This window comes from Albidovulum sp. (assembly GCF_008933605.1).
Lineage (GTDB): Bacteria > Pseudomonadota > Alphaproteobacteria > Rhodobacterales > Rhodobacteraceae > Albidovulum.
The window spans coordinates 1-17,360 of record NZ_WBUS01000071.1; the positions used below are offsets into that span (position 1 = coordinate 1).

Consider the following 17,360-nt stretch of genomic DNA (forward strand, 5'->3'; position numbering starts at 1 on the left):
AAATAGGTCAGCACGCCGTCGCAGCCCGCCCGCCGGAAGGCCATCAGGCTTTCGACGATCACCTCGTCCTTCACCCAGCCGTTCCGGATCGCCCCCTTCAGCATCGCGTATTCGCCCGAGACCTGGTAGGCATAGGTCGGCACGCCGAAGGCCGTCTTCACACGCGCGCAGATGTCGAGATAGGGCATCCCCGGCTTGACCATCACCATGTCCGCGCCCTCGGAAAGGTCGCGCGCGACGAGCCGCAATGCCTCGTCGGAATTGCCGGGGTTCATCTGGTAGGTCTTCTTGTCGCCCTTCAGCGCGCCCGAGGCGCCGACCGCGTCGCGGAAGGGCCCGTAGAAGGCCGAGGCGTATTTCGCCGCGTAGGAGAGAATGGCCACGTCCCTGTGCCCCGCCGCCTCGAGGCCCGCGCGCATCGCGCCGATGCGCCCGTCCATCATGTCCGAGGGGCCGAGGATGTCCGCGCCCGCCTCGGCCTGCGCGAGCGCCATCCTCACCAGCGCCTCGACCGTCTCGTCGTTCAGGATCACCCCGTCCCGCACGATCCCGTCATGGCCGAGCGCGTTGTAGGGGTCGAGCGCCACGTCGGTCATCACCGCCACCTCGGGCACGGCCGCCTTGATGGCGCGGACCGCGCGGTTGGAAAGGTTCTCCGGGTTCCAGGCCTCCTCGCAGGTCTCGGTCTTCAGCGCGGGATCGGTGTAGGGAAAAAGGCAGATCGCCGGGATGCCGAGCGTCGCGGCCTCTTCCGCCGCGCGCGCCACGCCGTCGATCGTCCGCCGCGTCACGCCCGGCATGGAGGGAACCTCCACGTCCGCCCCCGGCACGTCGGTCACGAAGACCGGCCAGATCAGGTCCTTCACGCTCAGCCGGTGCTCCTGCGCGAGGTCGCGCAGCGCGGCCGTCCGGCGCAGGCGGCGGAAGCGGAGACCGGGGAAGGGGGCTTGGATCGGGGTCATGGCGCGCCTCGGGTTTTGGGATTGGCAACGGGTTGCACGGATCGGTGCGCATCTCAAGGGTGGAAACCGCCGCAGGGCGCCGCTAGCATCGCGCCAACACGCCCCGCCGAGGGGCGTATCAGGGGGCAGGACTTGGACTGGACGAAACTGATCTTCGACCTGATCGACCTCAGGTCCTTCTCCAACCTGTGGTACTGGATCGCGCTGGCCGTCACCTGGTCCTCCGCCTCCCACTGGGTGCTCGGCATTCCCTATGACATGGTGCTGCGCGCCCGCCGCACCGGCGGGCAGGCCGAGGCCGATCTGGAGGACATCGCGCGCATCAACGTCTCGCGCATCCTCTACATCGTCCGCGAGGCCGGGGTGATCCTGCTCGCCATGCTCGCCTTCGCGCTGACCACGCTCGCCCTCCTCGGCTTCGTCTACAAGGTCGAATTCGCGCAGGCCGTGTTCCTCATCGCCGCGCCGCTGACGGTCGTGGGGCTGATGAGCGTGACCACCGCGCGGCGGATCGTCGAGGAGGGCGACCGGGGCGAGGCGCTGCGCCGCCGGCTCGCGCTGCACCGCGTCGGCGTGCAGGTCATCGGCATGATCTCGACCTTCGTCACCGCCTTCTGGGGGATGCTGCAGAACTTCAACATCTCGGTGCTACCCGGTTGACACCGCCGCGGGGAAGGCTACCTCAGCCGCCATGACCACGCCCGCCCACATCACCCTCTCCGGCGCGCCCGAAGGCTTTGACGCCCGTCTCGTTGCGCGCGAGCTGGCGAAGGGCGCGCCCGTCGTCCACGTCGCCCGCGACGACAAGCGGATGGAGGCGATGCGGTCGGCGCTCGCCTTCTTCGCGCCGGACGCGCTGGTCCTGACCTTCCCGGCCTGGGACTGCCTGCCCTATGACCGGGTCTCGCCCGCGGCCGATGTCTCGGCCATGCGGATGGCGACGCTCGCCGCGCTCGCCCACGGGCTGCCGCAGCCCTTCGTGCTCCTGACCACGCTTAACGCCGCGACCCAGCGCCTGCCGGCGCGCGAGGTGCTCCGCGAGGCCGCCTTCAGCGCCCGCGTGGGCCAGCGTCTGAACGAGGCCGCCTTGCGCGCCTTCCTTGTCCGCATGGGCTTCACCCAGAGCCCGACGGTGACAGAGCCCGGCGACTACGCGGTGCGCGGCGGCATCATCGACATCTATCCGCCGGGGGAGGGCGGGCCGGTGCGGCTCGACCTCTTCGGCGACGTGCTCGACGGCGCGCGGCGGTTCGACCCGGCGACGCAACGCACGACCGAGAAACTGGCGAAGGTGGAACTTGCGCCCGTCTCCGAGGTGATCCTCGACGAGGCCGCGATCACGCGCTTCCGCCAGACCTACCGGATCGAGTTCGGCGCGGCGGGCACCGACGATCCGCTCTACGAGGCGGTGAGTGCGGGGCGCAAGTACGCCGGCATGGAGCACTGGCTGCCCTTCTTCCACGACCGCCTGGAGACGCTCTTTGACTATCTGCCCGGCGCGTCGGTCATGCTGGACGACCAGCTGACGCCGGCGCGGCTGGCGCGCTGGGAAGGGATCGAGGACCAGTACGACACGCGCTCGGAGGCGATGAAGCGCAAGGACCGGCTCGACACCGTCTACAAGCCCTGTCCGCCGGGCCAGCTCTACCTTGACGACGCGGGCTGGGACGCGGCCATTTCCGGGCACCGGGCGATCCAGCTCGTCGCGCTGCCGCAGGCGACGGGGCCGGGCGTGCTGGATGCGGGCGGCCGGATCGGGCGCAACTTTGCGCCCGAGCGTCAGCTTGATAACGTGAACCTTTTCAGTGCCCTGGCGGACCATGTGAATGCGCGGCGCGCGGATGGCCAGGTCATCATCGCCTCCTATTCGGAGGGCGCGCGCGAACGGCTGAAGGGTCTCCTGGAGGACGAGGACCTGCTCGGCGCCAGACCGGTCCGCGACATCCGCGAGGTGCCGGAGGGCCGCGGCGGCGTCTTCCTCGCTGTCTGGGCTCTGGAGCATGGCTTCACGGCCGCCGACCTGACCGTCGTCTCCGAGCAGGACGTGCTCGGCGAACGGCTCATCCGGGGCGCGAAGAAGCGCAGGAAGGCCGACAACTTCCTGACCGAGGCGCAGTCGCTTTCCCCCGGCGATCTCGTCGTGCACGTCGATCACGGCGTCGGCCGCTACACCGGGCTCGAAACGATCACCGCGCTCGGTGCGCCGCACGACTGCGTGGCCCTGGAATACGCCGGCGGTGACCGGCTTTACCTGCCGGTCGAGAACATCGAGCTCCTCAGCCGCTACGGCCACGAGGAGGGCCTCCTCGACAGGCTCGGCGGCGGCGCCTGGCAGGCGAAGAAGGCGCGGCTCAAGGAACGCATCCGCATGATGGCCGAACGGCTCATGCGGGTGGCGGCCGAAAGGCTTCTGCGGAAGGCGCCGGTCCTCGAGGCCGCGCACCACGAATACGACGCCTTCGCAGCCCGCTTTCCCTACCAGGAGACCGACGACCAGCTCTCGGCCATCGACGAGGTGGTGGGTGACCTCGCCGAGGGGCGGCCGATGGACCGGCTCGTCGTCGGCGACGTGGGCTTCGGCAAGACCGAGGTCGCCATGCGCGCGGCCTTCGTCGCGGCGCAGGCGGGCGTGCAGGTGGCCGTCATCGCGCCGACCACCCTGCTTGCCCGCCAGCACTTCAAGACCTTCGCCGAGCGTTTCCGCGGCACCGCGATCGCCGTGCGCCCGCTCTCGCGCTTCGTCTCGGCCCGCGACGCGCAGGCGACCCGCGACGGGCTGGCCGATGGCTCGGTGGACGTCGTCATCGGCACCCACGCGGTGCTGGCAAAGGGCGTGAAGTTTCGCAACCTCGGGCTCCTGATCATCGACGAGGAGCAGCATTTCGGCGTCGCCCACAAGGAACGGCTGAAGGAGATGCGGTCGGAGATCCATGTGCTCACGCTGACCGCGACGCCGATCCCGCGGACGCTTCAACTGTCGCTCACAGGGGTCCGGGATCTCAGCATCATCGGGACGCCGCCGGTCGACCGGCTGGCAATCCGCACCTATGTCTCGGAGTTCGACAGCGTCACCATCCGCGAGGCCCTTCTGCGCGAACGCTACCGGGGCGGGCAGTCGTTCTACGTCGTGCCGCGCATCAAGGACCTGCCCGAGATCGAGGACTTCCTGAAGACCCATGTGCCGGAGGTGAGCTACGTCGTTGCCCACGGCCAGATGGCGGCCGGCGACCTCGACGACCGGATGAACGCCTTCTACGACGGCAAGTACGACGTGCTTCTGGCCACCTCGATTGTTGAAAGCGGCCTCGATATTCCCACTGCCAACACGATGATTGTCCACCGAGCGGACATGTTCGGCCTCGCACAGCTCTACCAGATCCGCGGGCGCGTCGGCCGGGCGAAGCTCCGCGCCTACTGCTACCTGACCACGAAGCCCCGCGCGCCCTTGACGCCCGCCGCGCAGAAGCGGCTGCGGCTTCTGGGATCGCTCGACAGCCTCGGCGCCGGCTTCTCGCTGGCCTCGCAGGACCTCGACCTGCGGGGGGCGGGCAATATCCTGGGCGAGGAACAGTCCGGCCATATCAACGAGGTAGGCTACGAACTTTACCAGAATATGCTGGAGGAGACGATCGCCCGGATTAAGGCCGGCGACATCGAGGCGCCGACCGGGGAGGATGGCCAGTGGTCGCCGCAGATCAACCTCGGCGTGCCGGTGATGATCCCCGAGGAGTACGTGCCCGACCTCGACGTGCGGCTCGGGCTTTACCGGCGGTTGTCGTCGCTGACCACGAAGGTGGAGCTCGAAGGTTTCGCCGCCGAGCTCATCGACCGCTTCGGCCCGGTGCCGAAGGAGGTCAACACGCTCCTCCTCGTCATGCGGATCAAGGCGATGTGCCGCCGCGCGCACATCGGCCGCCTCGACCTCGGACCGAAGGGCGCGACGGTTCAGTTCCATGCCGACAAGTTCCCAAATCCCAAGGGGTTGGTGGAGTTTCTTCAGGCGCAGAACGGTCTTGCGAAGATCAAGGACAACAAGGTGATCCTCCAGCGCGACTGGACCCGCGACAGCGAGAAGATCAAGGGCGCCTTCGCGATTGCCAAGGAACTGGCGGAAAAGGCCGCCTAGGTCTCCCGCCGGGGCAGGGCGAGCATCAGCGGTACGGCAAGCGCCGAGCAGACGAAGACCCCGATCATCAGCGGCAGGGGCGTGCCGTCGAAGGCGAGCCCGATGGGCGCCGCCACGAGCACCGAGAGCACGGTGGCGAGAGCGGTGACGACCGAGGCCGCCGTGCCGGCGATATGCCCCATCGGTTCGAGCGCGAGCGCGTTCAGGTTGCCGATGGTCAGGCCGGCCATGAAGAAGACCGTCACCGTCCAGTAGAAATAGACCCAGAAGGCCGCCCCTTCGGGCACGAGGCCGGCGCCGAAGAGCAGGACCATGACGGCGGAATTGACGGTCTGCGCGGCGAAGGTGCCGGTCGCCATCGCCCGCATGCCGAGCCGCACCACGAGCCGCGCGTTGAGCACGCTCGCGAAGCCCGAGAGGAGCGCGATGACGGCGAACCAGCGCGGGAAGCTCTCGGCCAGCCCGAAATGCCGGTCGAAGACCTGCTGGGTCGAGGAAAGCGTGGCGAAGAGGCAGGCGAAGGCGAGCGTCATCACGAGGATGACCATGACCACGAGCCGGTGGGTCAGGATCTCGCGCACGGCTGCGGCGAGCGTGGCGAACCGCAGCGGCCGGCGGGCGCGCACCGGGAGGGTTTCGGCCTGCCGGAGCCAGAACCATCCGGTGGACAGCAGGGCGAAGGCGATGAAGGCCGGAAAGATGCCGCGCCAGCCAAAGCCCGCGATGATCCAGGAGCCGATGAGCGGCGCCACCGCCGGGACGAGCACGAAGACCATCATCGTGATCGACACGATCCGCGCCATCTGCCGCCCGGAATAGAGGTCGCGCACCAGCGCCATCGCCGCGACCCGGGGTCCCGCCACGCCGAGCCCCTGCAGGACCCGCGCCGCCAGCACCAGCCAGAGCGAGGGCGCCACCCAGGCGAGCGCCGCGCCGATGCAGTAGAGGACCGCACCGCCGACGATTACCCGCCGGCGTCCCAGCGCGTCGGAGAGCGGCCCGGTGAGAAAGGTGCCGAGCCCCATGCCGAAGACGAAGCTCGTGATGATGAGCTGCGTGCGGTTCGGGGCCTCCGGGCTGAGGTCCGCGGCGATTTCCGGCATCGCCGGCAGCATCGCGTCGATCGAGAAGGCGGTCATCGCGAACATCATCGCCAGCAGGACGATGAACTCGGGCAGGGGCAGGCGGCGGGCGTCGGTTCCGGACGTCATCGGCCCTCCCCGGCGGCAAGCTGGCCGGCGATGTCGTCGATGACACGCATCCAGATCTCGGTCGGCTGCGCGCCCTGCAGGACATGGCGGTTGGCGATGATGAAGGCGGGCACGGCGTTCACGCCGCGTTCGCGGGAATGGGCGTCGCGGGCGCGGATATCCGCGGCGTCGGCGTCGGTCCCGAGCAGCCGGTGGACCATCGCCCGGTCGAGGCCCGCCTCGGCGGCGACATCGGCAAGCGTTTCGGCATCGGTCAGGTCGCGCCCGTCGCGCCAGAAGGCCCGGAAGAGCGCCGAGACCATTGGCGTCTGCCGCCCTTCGAGGCCGGCCCAGTGGATGAGCCGGTGCGCGTCGAGCGTGTTCGGCTGGCGCGTCATCCGCTCGAGGTTCAGTTCCACCCCTGCCGCCGCGGCATGTTCGAGGAGCGGCAGATGCGCGCGGACCGCGCCCTCCTTGCCGCCGAACTTCGCCTCCATGTAGGCACGCCGGTCCATGCCGGCCCTCGGCAGTTCGGGGTTGAGCTGGAACGGGTGCCACTCGATTGCGAAGGGATGGTCCGGGCGCGCCTCGAGCGCGCGGTCGAGGTAGGCCTTGCCGACGTAGCACCATGGGCAGGCGATGTCCGATATGATATCCAGCCTTATCATTGGCTTGCCTTCCATTCCTCGCGCAGGGCGCGGCGATTGATCTTGCCGTTGGCAGTCTGCGGGATCGCGTCGCGCCGAAGGTAGAGGCGCGGCTGCTTGTAGCGGGCGAGATGCGCCTCGGCATGGGCACGGAGCGCCCTCTCCCCGGCCTCGCCGGCGTAGATGAGAGCGATCACCGTGGTATCGGCCTTCACCGGCAGTTCCACCGCCGCGCTCGCCGTCACGCCGGGGCAGGCGGCCATCGCGCCCTCGATCTCCGCCGGCGACACGCGGAAGCCGCCGGCGGTCAGCATGTCGTCGGCGCGGCCGAGGCTGGTGATCGCGCCATCTTCCGCCATGATGGCCATGTCGCCAGTCTGGAACCAGTCGCCGGTGATGGGTGCGATTGTTTCGCTTTCCCAGCTACCGAGGAAGAGCCCGGGATCGCTCCGATGGACCGCCAGCAGGCCCGGCTCTCCCCGCGGCACGGGAGCACCGTCGGGGCCGAGGACGGCGACGCGGCGGCCGGGCTGCGGGTAGCCGGTCGCGCCCTCCGGCGCCGGGCGGGCAGGCGAGGAGGAGAGAAAGGTGGAGCATTCCGAAAGCCCCATCGCCTCGTGCAGGTCGGTCCCGGTGGCCGCCTGCCAGCGGGCGCGGAGCGCAGGGGGGAGTCTCTCGCCGGCCGAAAGACCGTGCCGGAGGCGGGGCAGCGCAAGCCCGTCGCCATGTGCGAGGATGCGGCGGTAAACTCCTGGTACAGCAGCAAAAACCGTGACATCGAAGCGCCGCGCGAGGAGCGGCAGCTGCTCCGCCGCCACCCCCTCGGCGGGGATCAGCGCCGTCGCGCCCACGGCCCAGGGATCGAAGAGCCCGACGCCGAGCGTGTAGGTCCAGTTGAGCGCGCCCGCGTGCATGACGCGGTCCTCCGGCCCGATCGCGTGCCAGCCGTCGCGCATCATCCGGCGCGCCCAGACAGTACGGTGGGCATGGGCAACGGCGCGCGGCGTGCCCGAGGTGCCGGAGGTGAAGACGATGTAGGCCAGCCGATCGGGGTCGCCCATCACCCAGTCTCGGCCGGGCTGCCCCTCGAAGCCGCGCAGCGCCGCCTCGCCGAGGACCGGACAGGGCGGAGTTTCCGGCAGCGCGGCGCCGCTCCCTGCGACGATGAGCGCGGGCCGGATCTGGGCGCAGAGCCGCGTCACCTCGCCCGCTGTCAGTCCCGCCGCCGTCGGCACCGGGACGAATCCCCCCGCCACTGCGCCGAGGAAGGCGAGCGGGAAGGCTACCCCGTTGCCGAGGCGGAGGAGGATGCGGTCGCCGGGGCGCAAGCCTTCCCGGGCGAGACCCGTCGCCACGCCCTGCACGGCGGCAGCGAGCCGCCCGTAGCTCCAGCGTTCCGCACCCGCGGGGCGCAGGACCTGAAGCGCGACGTGATCGGGCCGGTCCGCGGCCGCCGCGAGCACGTGACGGGCGAGGTTGAAGGGTGCGGGACAGGGCGCCGGCGCCTTGGTGTCGGTCACGGACAGCATGACCCCTCGCTACGCTGCAAGCCGGGCCGTTGCAAGGCGCGGCGTATTGGCGTTAATGCACGGTCAGGGCGTCAGGACCGAACAGATGAGCGACATCGACCAGACCGGAATCATCCGCATCGCCCGCGCCGGACAGGCACAGGATGAGCCGGCCCAGCCCTTGATCCTCGGCGAGCGCGTGCGCGACCTGCGCAAGGAACGGGGCTGGACGCTGGAGCAGGCGGCAAGCCAGGCGGGGGTCGCGCGATCGACGCTCTCGAAGATCGAAAATGGCCAGATGTCGCCCACTTACGAGGTGCTGAGGAAGCTGGCGCAGGGGCTTTCGATCTCGGTCCCGCAGCTCTTCACGCCGCCGTCCCGGCCGCAGGCCTCGGGCCGGATGGCGGTGACGACCGCGGCCGAGGGGCAGGCGCAGGCGACCGCGACCTACGAGCACCGGCTTCTCGCGGGCGCGTTCCGCGGCAAGCAGATGCTGCCCTACACGGCGCGCATCCGTGCCCGCAGCCTCGACGAGTTCGGCGGCTGGGTGCGCCACGACGGCGAGGAATTCCTCTACGTGCTGACCGGCATTGTCCGGCTCTATACGGAGTTCCATGAGCCGGTCGATCTGCGCCGCGGCGACAGCGCCTATTACGATGCCTCGATGGGGCACAACGTCATTTCGCTGAGCCCGGAGGACGCGACGATCCTCTGGGTCACCAGCCTCGTTTAGCCCCGAGGACAGGGAGCATCGGATGCGGGTCAGGACACGGCCGATCGAAGGGCAGAAGCCCGGCACGTCGGGGTTGCGCAAGAAGACGAAGGTCTTCATGTCAGAGGGTTACCTCGAAAACTTCGTGCAGTCGGTGTTCGATGCGACCGGAGGCGCCGAGGGCAGGACCTATGTCGTCGGCGGCGACGGGCGCTATTTCAACGACAGCGCGGTGCAGGTGATCCTGAAGATGGCGGCGGCCAACGGCGCGCGCCGGGTGATTGTCGGGCGGGGCGGGCTCCTGTCAACGCCCGCGGCCTCCCATCTCATTCGTCTCCACAAGACCGATGGCGGGCTGATCCTTTCGGCCTCGCACAACCCGGGCGGACCCGATGAGGACTTCGGGATCAAGTTCAACACCGCGAACGGCGGCCCCGCCCCGGAGGCGCTGACCGAGGCGATCCATGCCCGCACGCAGGAGATCGATGCCTACCGCCTGGCCGACGAGCCGGATGTGGAGATTGACAGGATCGGCGAGCAACATATTGGCGGGATGCAGGTTTCGGTCATAGACCCCGTCGCGGACTACGCCGCGTTAATGGAAACTCTCTTCGACTTTCCGAAGATCCGCGCGCTCTTCGCGCGCGGCTTCCGGATGCGGTTCGACGCGATGAGCGCGATCACCGGGCCCTATGCCGCCGAGATACTCGAAGAGCGGCTCGGCGCCGCACCGGGAACGGTGGTGAACGCCACGCCCCTGCCGGACTTCGGCGGCCTGCATCCCGATCCGAATCCGACCTGGGCCAAGGCGCTCATGGACGAGATGATGGGCCCCGACGCACCCGATTTCGGCGCCGCGTCGGACGGGGACGGCGACCGCAACATGGTCGTCGGGCGGGGCATCTACGTCGCGCCCTCCGACAGCCTGGCGGTGCTGGCTGCGAACGCCCATCTCGCGCCGGGATATCGCGCCGGGCTCAGGGGCGTGGCGCGGTCCATGCCCACCTCGACGGCGGCGGATCGGGTGGCGGCGGCACTGGGGATCGGCTCCTACGAGACGCCGACGGGCTGGAAGTTCTTCGGCAACCTCCTCGATGCCGGCCGGGTGACGCTCTGCGGCGAGGAGAGCTTCGGCACGGGCTCGGACCACGTGCGCGAGAAGGACGGGCTCTGGGCGGTTCTCCTCTGGTTGAATATCCTTGCGGAACGCAAGCAAAGCATTCGGGAAATCATGGAAGACCACTGGCGACGCTTCGGCCGGAACTACTATTCCCGGCACGACTACGAGGCGTTGACGGCCGAGCTCGCCAACCGGGTGATGGACAGGTTGCACGGCCGGCTGGCGGCGCTGCCGGGGACGTGCATCGAGGGTATGACGGTCGCCGCGGCAGACGATTTCGCCTATGCCGATCCGGTGGACGGTTCCGTCTCCCGCGGGCAGGGGCTGCGGGTCGTGTTCACCGACGGCTCGCGCATCGTGCTCAGGCTCTCGGGCACGGGGACGGAGGGCGCGACGCTCCGGCTCTATCTCGAACGCTGCGTCGCCGGGCCGGAGGGGCTCGATGCCGAGGTGCAGGCGGCGCTCGCCCCGGTGATCCGCGCGGCCGAGACGCTTGCGGCGATCCGGGCCACCACCGGACGCCAGGGGCCCGACGTTGTCACCTGATCCGGCAGGCATCCCCCTGCGCAGAAAAACGCGGTAAAATTATAGTAATATCAGAATCTTATGCGTTGACCTTCAGCATCGAAGGAATAGGCACTGGCCGCGTCGAAGGCAAGTGCGACGGCATCCCCCACCTGCTGCGGGTGCTGGCCGAAGAGGCGCACGGTCAGGGTTTCGCCGCTGCCAAGCGTGACGAGGAGGTTGGTGTCGGCGCCCAGTCGCTCGACGTGGGTGATGGTGCCGGCGAGCGGCCCCTCCGTCGCAAGCCGCAGATGCTCGGGCCTTATTCCGACCGTCGCTCCCGGCGCGCCGAGCCGGCCGGCGGGCAGGAAGTTCATTGAGGGCGCTCCGAGGAAGCCGGCGACGAAAAGGTTGTCGGGATCGTTGTAGAGCGCCATCGGGCTGCCCACCTGCTCGATCCGCCCGTCGCGCAGGATGACGATCCGGTTGGCGAGCGTCATCGCCTCGGTCTGGTCATGGGTCACGTAGATCATCGCGGTTCCGAGCTCGCGGTGGATCCGCGCGATCTCGACCCGCGTCGCCATCCTGAGTGCGGCATCGAGGTTCGAGAGGGGTTCGTCGAAGAGGAAGAGGTCGGGCTTGCGGACGATGGCGCGGCCGATCGCGACGCGCTGACGCTGGCCGCCCGAAAGCTCGGAAGGCCGGCGCTTCAGATAGGGTTCGAGCGAGAGCATCCGCGCCGCCGTCGCGATCCGCTCGGCAATGACGGCGCGGCTCTCTCCGGCCTGCTTCAGTCCGAGCGCCATGTTGCCCTCGACGTCGAGATGGGGGTAGAGCGCGTAGGACTGGAACACCATGGCGATGCCGCGTTTCGCCGGGGGCGTCCGCGTGACGTCGCGGCCGCCGATGCGCACGGTGCCGGCGCTCGCATCCTCGAGCCCCGCGATGACGCGCAGCAGCGTGGACTTGCCGCAGCCGGAAGGGCCCACGAAGACGACGAACTCCTCCGGCTCGACCACCAGGTCGATGTTCCGCAGAACCTGCACGTCGCCGAATGATTTGCTTATGTTTTCAAGAGAGAGCGCGGTCATCTTGCAGCGTCCAGGTGCACGGTGCGGCTGGTGCGGATGCTTTCGTCCGCCGCAAGGCAGACGGCGAGCGAGGACACCGCGTCCTCCATGTGCCGGGTGAGGTCGCGGTCTTCGGCGATCGCCTGCAGCACGAAGTCCTGCTCGGCATCGCAGAGCGCCTGGTGGCCGGGCTCGCCCGGGAAGTCCACGTCCTCGTCCGTGCCGCCCGCACGGTGGACGCGCAGGCTGCCCACCCGGGTATGCCCTTCGACCGAATCCGAGGCGGGATGCATCCCCGACAGGATCGAGACCGCGCCGCGGGGGCTGATCACGTCCTTCACGAAATAGGCGACCTCGGACATCATCGGACCCCAGCCGGCCTCGTACCAGCCGACCGAGCCGTCGGCGAAGACCACCTGGAACTGTCCGTAGTTGTACATGTCCTTGGCAATCTCGTCGGAAAGCCGCAACCCCATGCCATTCACCCGCAGGGGCGGCGCGTCGGTGATCTGGCACATCACGTCGACATAATGGACGCCGCAGTCGACGATGGGCGGGGTCGTCCGCATCAGCGCCTTGTGCACTTCCCAGGTCGGTCCCGTGGACTGCTGGTTGAGGTTCAGCCGGAAGACGTAGGGCCCGCCGAGCGCCCGTGCCTCGGCGATGAGCCGCTGCCAGGAGGGGTGGTGGCGCAGGATGTAGCCGACGACGAGTTTGCGCCCGGTCCTCTTGGCGAGGTCCACCACGCGCCGGGCGTCGGCGACGGTCGTGGCCAGCGGTTTCTCGACGAAGACATGCGCGCCCCGTTCCAGGGCCGCGCAGGCATAGTCGGCATGGCTGTCCGAATAGGTGGCGATGACCACGACCTCCGGCCGGGTCGCTGCAAGGGCGGCGTGGAAGTCATTGATTAGGGGGTAGGATTGCAGCTCGGGCGGCAGCGCGACAGCGGAGCGGTTCACCAACGCCACGATCTCCGCGCCCGGGTGATGGTGATGGGCCAGCGCATGGGACAGGCCCATGTTGCCAAGCCCGGCGATCAGAACCTTCATTTCACCGCTCCCGATGTAATGCCGCGGATCAGTTGCCGCGAGAAGAGGACATAGAGGACAAGCGCCGGCAGGATCGCAAGGCTGAGCGCCGAGAGGACCGCGTTCCAGTCGGTCACGAACTGTCCGATGAAGACCTGCGAGCCGAGCGTCAGCGTCTTCGTGGCCTCGCCGGGGGCGAGGATCAGCGGAAACCAGAGGTCGTTCCAGATCGGGATCATGTTGAAGACCGCGACCGTGGCCATCGCCGGGCGGACCAGCGGCAGGACCAGCCGGACGAAGATCGCATATTCGCTCATCCCGTCGATGCGGCCGGCATTCTTCAGGTCGTCGGAGACCTGGCGCATGAACTCCGAGAGGATGAACACGGCCAGCGGCAGGCCCTGTGCCGTGTAGACGAGGATCAGCGCGAAAAGCGTGTTCACGAGCCCGGTCTGCACCATGAGCTCCAGGATCGCCACTGTGCCGATCCGGATCGGGATCATGATGCCGAGCGCGAGGTAGAGACCCAACAGCATGTTGCCGCGGAAGCGGTACTCGCTCAGCGCAAAGGCCGCCATGGCGCCGAAGAGAAGGGTGAAGGCGAGCGAGCCGACGGTGACGATCAGCGAGTTCTGGAAATAGAGAAGGAAGTCCCCCTGCGCCATCACCGTGCGGTACCCCACCATCGAGAAACTTGCCTCGGACGGCAGGGACAGCGGCTCGGCAAAGATCGCCCGCCGGGTCTTGAAGGAGTTGATCAGGATCACGAAGACCGGGAAGAGCGCGATCGCCGTCCAGGCGAGAAGCGCGGCGTGGGCGGCGACGGTGTTCAGCCTGCTGGAGCGCGCGCGGTTCATGGCGGCCTCAGAACTGGTAGCGCCGCAGGCGCGTCTGGATGAGAAAGAGGTATAGGCAGACGCCGGTCAGGATGATCGCGAACATCGCCGTGGCGATAGCGGCCCCCATGTGCGGATCGCCAAGCTGGAGCTGGAAGCCGAAGAAGGTCCGGTAGAGGAATGTGCCGAGGATGTCGGTGGAGAAATCCGGCCCGGCGAGCGCCCCCTGCGCCGCGTAGATGAGGTCGAAGGCATTGAAGTTGCCGACGAAGGTCAGGATCGAGATGATCCCGATCGAGGGCAGGACAAGCGGCAGCTTGATCCGCCAGAACGCGGCCCAGCCGGTGATCCCGTCGATCTCGCCCGCTTCCAGCACGCCCTCGGGGATGGCGAGCAAGGCGGCATAGATCAGCATCATCGGGATGCCGACGAACTGCCACACCGAGATCAGCGCAAGCGTCGTCAGCGCGTAGTCCTCCTTTCCGAGCCACGGGGCGTAGAGCGACTTCAGCCCCACCGCGTCGAGCATGGACGGCGCGATGCCCCAGATCGGCGACAGGATCAGCTTCCAGGCGAAGCCGACGATTACGAAGGAAAGGATCGTCGGAATGAAGATGGCGGAGCGGTAGAACGTGGCGAAGCGCAGGCGCGGGTGGCTGAGGATCGCGGCCAGCCCGATCCCGATCGGATTCTGCACCGCCATGTGGATCACGAAGAACCAGACGTTGTTGGCAAGCGCGTTCCAGAAGGCATCAGCCCAGTGCGGATCGCCGAAGAGCGTCTGGAAGTTCCGCAGGCCCGCGAAGACATGGCCCGCCGCTCCTTGCGTATAAAGAGACAGCCGCAAGGTGTTGAAAAGCGGCCATATCATCACCGCCGTATAGACGAGCACGGCCGGCGCCAGGAAGACCGCGATGTGGTACCGTGGCCGGACTGCCATCTCGCGTTCCTTCATGCACAGTGGCGGGGATTCTCTCGGGAGGTGCGGGGGGCGGAACGCCCCCCGCGGGCTCGCCCCTAGGGGCGAGATGTCACTTCTGCGGCTCGTACCAGGAGGCGAGCCCTTCCTGCAGGCGCTTGGCCGCGTCCTCGGGCGTCTCGGTGCCCTTGATGACATTGGCGCTCGCGTTCCAGGTCTCGTTCTCGAGGTTCGGCGTGCCGCGCGACAGGATCTGGTAGGTCGAGCGGATCGTCGAGGAACACTTGCCCCGCCAGGAGACGAATTCCTGCGCCAGGGGATCGGCCATCTCGACGGGCGCCGAGTTCAGCGAGAAGAAGCCGGGCAGGGCGTTGGCATAGAGCGTGGCGAACTCGCTCGATCCCACCCATTCGAGGAACGCCTTGGCCTCCTCGGGGTGTTTCGTGGCCGCGTTCATGCCGATGGCGATGTCGGTGTGGTCCGAGATGTAGCATGTGTCGCCTGCCGCCACGACCGGCGGCGGGAAGGCACCCATGGTGAAGCCGGCCTGCGCGTTGAAGCCGGAGATCTCCCAGGATCCGGCCGGATAGATCGCCGCGCGGCCGAGCGTGAAGAGGTTCTGGCTGTCGGGATAGGTCTGCGCCTCGTAGCCGTCGCCGAGATAGTCCTTCCAGCGCGCCAGTTCGCGGAAGGGGGCGACCCAGGGCTCGTCGGTGAGCTTCTGCTCGCCCTTGATCAGCGCGAGGCGGCCCTCCTCGCCCTTCCAGTAGTTCGGCCCGATGTTCTGGTAGGCCATCGTCGCGGCCTCCCACTGGTCGATGGTGCCCATCGCCATGGGCACGTAGGTGCCGTCCGCCTTGATCTTGTCGAGGACGCCGTAGAACTCCTCCATCGTCGCCGGCGGCGCGAGGCCGAGGGCGTCAAAGGCGTCCTTGTTGTAGATGAAGCCGTGGATCACGCTCGCCATCGGCACGCAGAAGGTCGCCGCGGCGTCGTCGGTCTGCCAGGCCGACTTGGCGACGTCGGAGAAGTTCGCCATGGCGGCAAGGCCCGAAAGGTCGGCGAGCTTGCCACCCTGGAAGAGCGAGAGCGAGGCGTCGAAGGGGCGGCAGGTGATCAGGTCGCCTGCCGTGCCGGCATCGAGCTTGGAGTTGAGCGCCGCGTTGTACTCTGTCGGCGCCGAGGGCGTGAACTGCACCTTGATGCCGGGATGCGCGGCCTCGAAGGCCGGGATGATCTGGTCCTGCCAGATCGTCAGGTCGTCGTTGCGCCAGCTCTCGATCGTGAGCGTGACGTCCTGCGCCGCCGCCATGCCGGCGGCGAGGATCGTGGAGGCCAGCAGCAGCCCGGCCAGTCGGCTCCGTTTCATCTCATACTCCCTTGCTGGTTGTTGTCCCCGGCCCCGCCGGGCCGGTCGTTTCGATCCGCGCGAGTGCCGCGCGGAGATTGTCCCCGCTTTGCGCGAGTATCGTCGTCGCGGCGGCCGGCGTGAGGCCCCGCGCGATCAGGACGGCCGGCTTGACCGCTCCACCCGCCTCGGCGAGGGCGTCGGCGGCGGCCCCGGGGCGCACCCCGGCGATCGTCTCCACCATCGTCCGGGCGCGGGCCTTCAGCTTCGCGTTGTCCGCGACGAGCGCGACCATCATGCCGTCATGGATGGCGCCAAGCCGGATGCCCATGAGCGTGGACATGAGGTTGAGCGCCACCTTCTGCGCCGTGCCCGCGCCCATGCGGGTCGATCCGGCCACGAGTTCCGGCGGCGTCGGCAGGCAGATGGCGACCTCCGCCTCGGCGAAGATCGCGGCGTCGGAGTTGTTCGCGATGGCGATGACGCGCGCGCCGCGCTGGCGCGCCGCCCGTGCGGCGGCAAGCGTGTAGGGCGTGCTTCCCGAGGCGGTGACGGCGATGACGGTATCGCCCGCGGCGATGACCGCCGCGGCCGCCTCGGCCTCGGCGGCGTCGTCCTCCGTGTCGCCCGGCATGCGGGACTCGCGCGGCAGGCCGCCCGCCATGAGGATGCGGATGCGGTCGGCGGACAGGCCGAACGTGCCGGGCAGTTCCAGCCCGTCCGCCATCGCCATCAGCGCCGAGGACCCGGCACCCGCATAGACGAGGCTCCCGCCCGCGGCGACGCAGCGCGCCATCAGGCGGGCGCCGGCATCGAGCGCGGGCAGGGCAGGGCGGATGGCCGCGAGGGCGGTCTCCTGCGCCGAAAGGAGCCGGTCGAGCGCCTCGGCACCCGGGAGTGCGTCGAGCCCCCTGGCCAACGGATGCAGACGCTCTGTCGCGGATTTCGGCATCGAATCCCTCCGGATGGAGAGATAATACCTTTTTAATACCTGTTGTCCATCGGGTTCTCGCCAGATGGCGCCGAAACAGCATTCACGCGCCGTGACGCCGCCTTCGGATCTTTTCTTTTGATGAAAGGTATTATAAAGGTATTTCCATGGTGGAGACCGGCAGGATCATTCTCGGGGTCGACGGCGGCGGTTCTTCCTGCCGTGCGGCGCTCGTCGCCGCGGGCCGGCGGCACGAGGTGACGCTTGGCCCGGCGAACGTCTCGACCGATTTCGACTGCGCGGTGGCAACGATCCGCGAGGCGATCCTCGCGCTCGCCGCGAAGGCCGGCGTCGCCGCCGGGGTGATCCACGCCGCCGTCGCCCATCTCGGCCTCGCCGGGGTGACGGGCCCGGCGATCGCCGGCCGGGTCGCCGCCGCGCTGCCCCTGGGCGATGCGG

At 68.6% G+C, this 17,360-nt stretch carries 14 protein-coding genes and 1 pseudogene; 5 read left to right on the forward strand and 10 right to left on the reverse strand.

Annotated features, from left to right (window positions below; all coding sequences use genetic code 11):
* Window positions 1-962 (reverse strand): porphobilinogen synthase (gene hemB / locus F9K34_RS10740; RefSeq protein ID WP_291336963.1); only part of this gene is annotated, 962 nt, incomplete at its 3' end.
* 132 nt (window positions 963-1,094) lie between these two features.
* Here hemB and F9K34_RS10745 point away from each other — a divergent pair.
* Both F9K34_RS10745 and mfd read left to right on the forward strand, forming a co-directional pair.
* Window positions 1,095-1,622, forward strand: a complete 528-nt coding sequence (locus tag F9K34_RS10745; protein ID WP_291336964.1) for a component of SufBCD complex — start codon at window positions 1,095-1,097, stop codon at window positions 1,620-1,622.
* Between the two features lie 31 nt (window positions 1,623-1,653).
* Window positions 1,654-5,088 carry a transcription-repair coupling factor gene (gene mfd, locus F9K34_RS10750; protein WP_291336965.1) on the forward strand — a complete coding sequence of 1,145 codons (3,435 nt, stop codon included), beginning with the start codon at window positions 1,654-1,656 and terminating at the stop codon, window positions 5,086-5,088.
* Here the strand turns inward: mfd and F9K34_RS10755 are convergent.
* The 3 genes from F9K34_RS10755 to F9K34_RS10765 are packed head-to-tail and all read right to left on the reverse strand — an operon-like array spanning window position 5,085 to window position 8,454.
* Entirely contained in the window at window positions 5,085-6,299 is a 1,215-nt protein-coding gene (locus F9K34_RS10755; protein WP_291336966.1) for a multidrug effflux MFS transporter, read from the reverse strand. The two genes, mfd and F9K34_RS10755, sit on opposite strands and share 4 nt — an antisense overlap.
* Window positions 6,296-6,946 carry a DsbA family oxidoreductase gene (locus tag F9K34_RS10760; protein WP_291336967.1) on the reverse strand — a complete coding sequence of 217 codons (651 nt, stop codon included), beginning with the start codon at window positions 6,944-6,946 and terminating at the stop codon, window positions 6,296-6,298. The genes F9K34_RS10755 and F9K34_RS10760 overlap by 4 nt, the downstream gene beginning before the upstream one ends.
* Complete coding sequence (locus F9K34_RS10765; RefSeq protein ID WP_291336968.1) at window positions 6,943-8,454, reverse strand: class I adenylate-forming enzyme family protein; 1,512 nt, start codon at window positions 8,452-8,454, stop codon at window positions 6,943-6,945. Before F9K34_RS10765 ends, F9K34_RS10760 begins: the two co-directional genes overlap by 4 nt.
* An 85-nt stretch (window positions 8,455-8,539) precedes the next feature.
* Here F9K34_RS10765 and F9K34_RS10770 point away from each other — a divergent pair, with 85 nt between their 5' ends.
* Together F9K34_RS10770 and F9K34_RS10775 are read left to right on the forward strand one after the other, a co-directional pair.
* Window positions 8,540-9,166 carry a helix-turn-helix domain-containing protein gene (locus F9K34_RS10770; protein WP_291336969.1) on the forward strand — a complete coding sequence of 209 codons (627 nt, stop codon included), beginning with the start codon at window positions 8,540-8,542 and terminating at the stop codon, window positions 9,164-9,166.
* Between the two features lie 22 nt (window positions 9,167-9,188).
* A complete protein-coding gene (locus tag F9K34_RS10775) occupies window positions 9,189-10,811 on the forward strand; it encodes an alpha-D-glucose phosphate-specific phosphoglucomutase (RefSeq protein ID WP_291336970.1) in 1,623 nt (540 codons plus the stop codon).
* A 50-nt stretch (window positions 10,812-10,861) separates the two neighbouring features.
* Here the strand turns inward: F9K34_RS10775 and F9K34_RS10780 are convergent, their stop codons facing one another.
* The 6 genes from F9K34_RS10780 to F9K34_RS10805 all read right to left on the reverse strand — a co-directional run bounded on the left by F9K34_RS10780 (window position 10,862) and on the right by F9K34_RS10805 (window position 16,922).
* On the reverse strand, window positions 10,862-11,860 hold the full coding sequence (locus F9K34_RS10780; RefSeq protein ID WP_291336971.1) for an ABC transporter ATP-binding protein: 999 nt from the start codon (window positions 11,858-11,860) through the stop codon (window positions 10,862-10,864).
* Entirely contained in the window at window positions 11,857-12,888 is a 1,032-nt protein-coding gene (locus F9K34_RS10785; RefSeq protein WP_291336972.1) for a Gfo/Idh/MocA family protein, read from the reverse strand. Before F9K34_RS10785 ends, F9K34_RS10780 begins: the two co-directional genes overlap by 4 nt.
* Window positions 12,885-13,724 (reverse strand): carbohydrate ABC transporter permease, encoded by an 840-nt coding sequence (locus F9K34_RS10790; protein ID WP_291336973.1) that lies wholly within the window; start codon window positions 13,722-13,724, stop codon window positions 12,885-12,887. Before F9K34_RS10790 ends, F9K34_RS10785 begins: the two co-directional genes overlap by 4 nt.
* Before the next feature lie 7 nt (window positions 13,725-13,731).
* Entirely contained in the window at window positions 13,732-14,643 is a 912-nt protein-coding gene (locus F9K34_RS10795; RefSeq protein ID WP_291336974.1) for a carbohydrate ABC transporter permease, read from the reverse strand.
* Window positions 14,644-14,734: 91 nt separating this feature from the next.
* Window positions 14,735-15,991, reverse strand: a complete 1,257-nt coding sequence (locus F9K34_RS10800) for an ABC transporter substrate-binding protein (RefSeq protein ID WP_291336975.1) — start codon at window positions 15,989-15,991, stop codon at window positions 14,735-14,737.
* A 1-nt stretch (window position 15,992) separates the two neighbouring features.
* A complete protein-coding gene (locus tag F9K34_RS10805; protein ID WP_291336976.1) occupies window positions 15,993-16,922 on the reverse strand; it encodes an N-acetylmuramic acid 6-phosphate etherase in 930 nt (309 codons plus the stop codon).
* A gap of 146 nt (window positions 16,923-17,068) precedes the next feature.
* Here F9K34_RS10805 and F9K34_RS10810 point away from each other — a divergent pair.
* Window positions 17,069-17,360, forward strand: a pseudogene (locus F9K34_RS10810) (BadF/BadG/BcrA/BcrD ATPase family protein); the annotation flags it as partial.

What these genes read in the sequence shown, in the direction of transcription:
- mfd (WP_291336965.1), top strand. Translation starts at nt 1,654, where the DNA reads ATGACCACGCCCGCCCACATCACCCTCTCCGGCGCGCCCGAAGGCTTT.
- F9K34_RS10755 (WP_291336966.1), bottom strand. Translation starts at nt 6,299, where the DNA reads ATGACGTCCGGAACCGACGCCCGCCGCCTGCCCCTGCCCGAGTTCATC.
- F9K34_RS10760 (WP_291336967.1), bottom strand. Translation starts at nt 6,946, where the DNA reads ATGATAAGGCTGGATATCATATCGGACATCGCCTGCCCATGGTGCTAC.
- F9K34_RS10765 (WP_291336968.1), bottom strand. Translation starts at nt 8,454, where the DNA reads ATGCTGTCCGTGACCGACACCAAGGCGCCGGCGCCCTGTCCCGCACCC.
- F9K34_RS10770 (WP_291336969.1), top strand. Translation starts at nt 8,540, where the DNA reads ATGAGCGACATCGACCAGACCGGAATCATCCGCATCGCCCGCGCCGGA.
- F9K34_RS10775 (WP_291336970.1), top strand. Translation starts at nt 9,189, where the DNA reads ATGCGGGTCAGGACACGGCCGATCGAAGGGCAGAAGCCCGGCACGTCG.
- F9K34_RS10780 (WP_291336971.1), bottom strand. Translation starts at nt 11,860, where the DNA reads ATGACCGCGCTCTCTCTTGAAAACATAAGCAAATCATTCGGCGACGTG.
- F9K34_RS10785 (WP_291336972.1), bottom strand. Translation starts at nt 12,888, where the DNA reads ATGAAGGTTCTGATCGCCGGGCTTGGCAACATGGGCCTGTCCCATGCG.
- F9K34_RS10790 (WP_291336973.1), bottom strand. Translation starts at nt 13,724, where the DNA reads ATGAACCGCGCGCGCTCCAGCAGGCTGAACACCGTCGCCGCCCACGCC.
- F9K34_RS10795 (WP_291336974.1), bottom strand. Translation starts at nt 14,643, where the DNA reads ATGGCAGTCCGGCCACGGTACCACATCGCGGTCTTCCTGGCGCCGGCC.
- F9K34_RS10800 (WP_291336975.1), bottom strand. Translation starts at nt 15,991, where the DNA reads ATGAAACGGAGCCGACTGGCCGGGCTGCTGCTGGCCTCCACGATCCTC.
- F9K34_RS10805 (WP_291336976.1), bottom strand. Translation starts at nt 16,922, where the DNA reads ATGCCGAAATCCGCGACAGAGCGTCTGCATCCGTTGGCCAGGGGGCTC.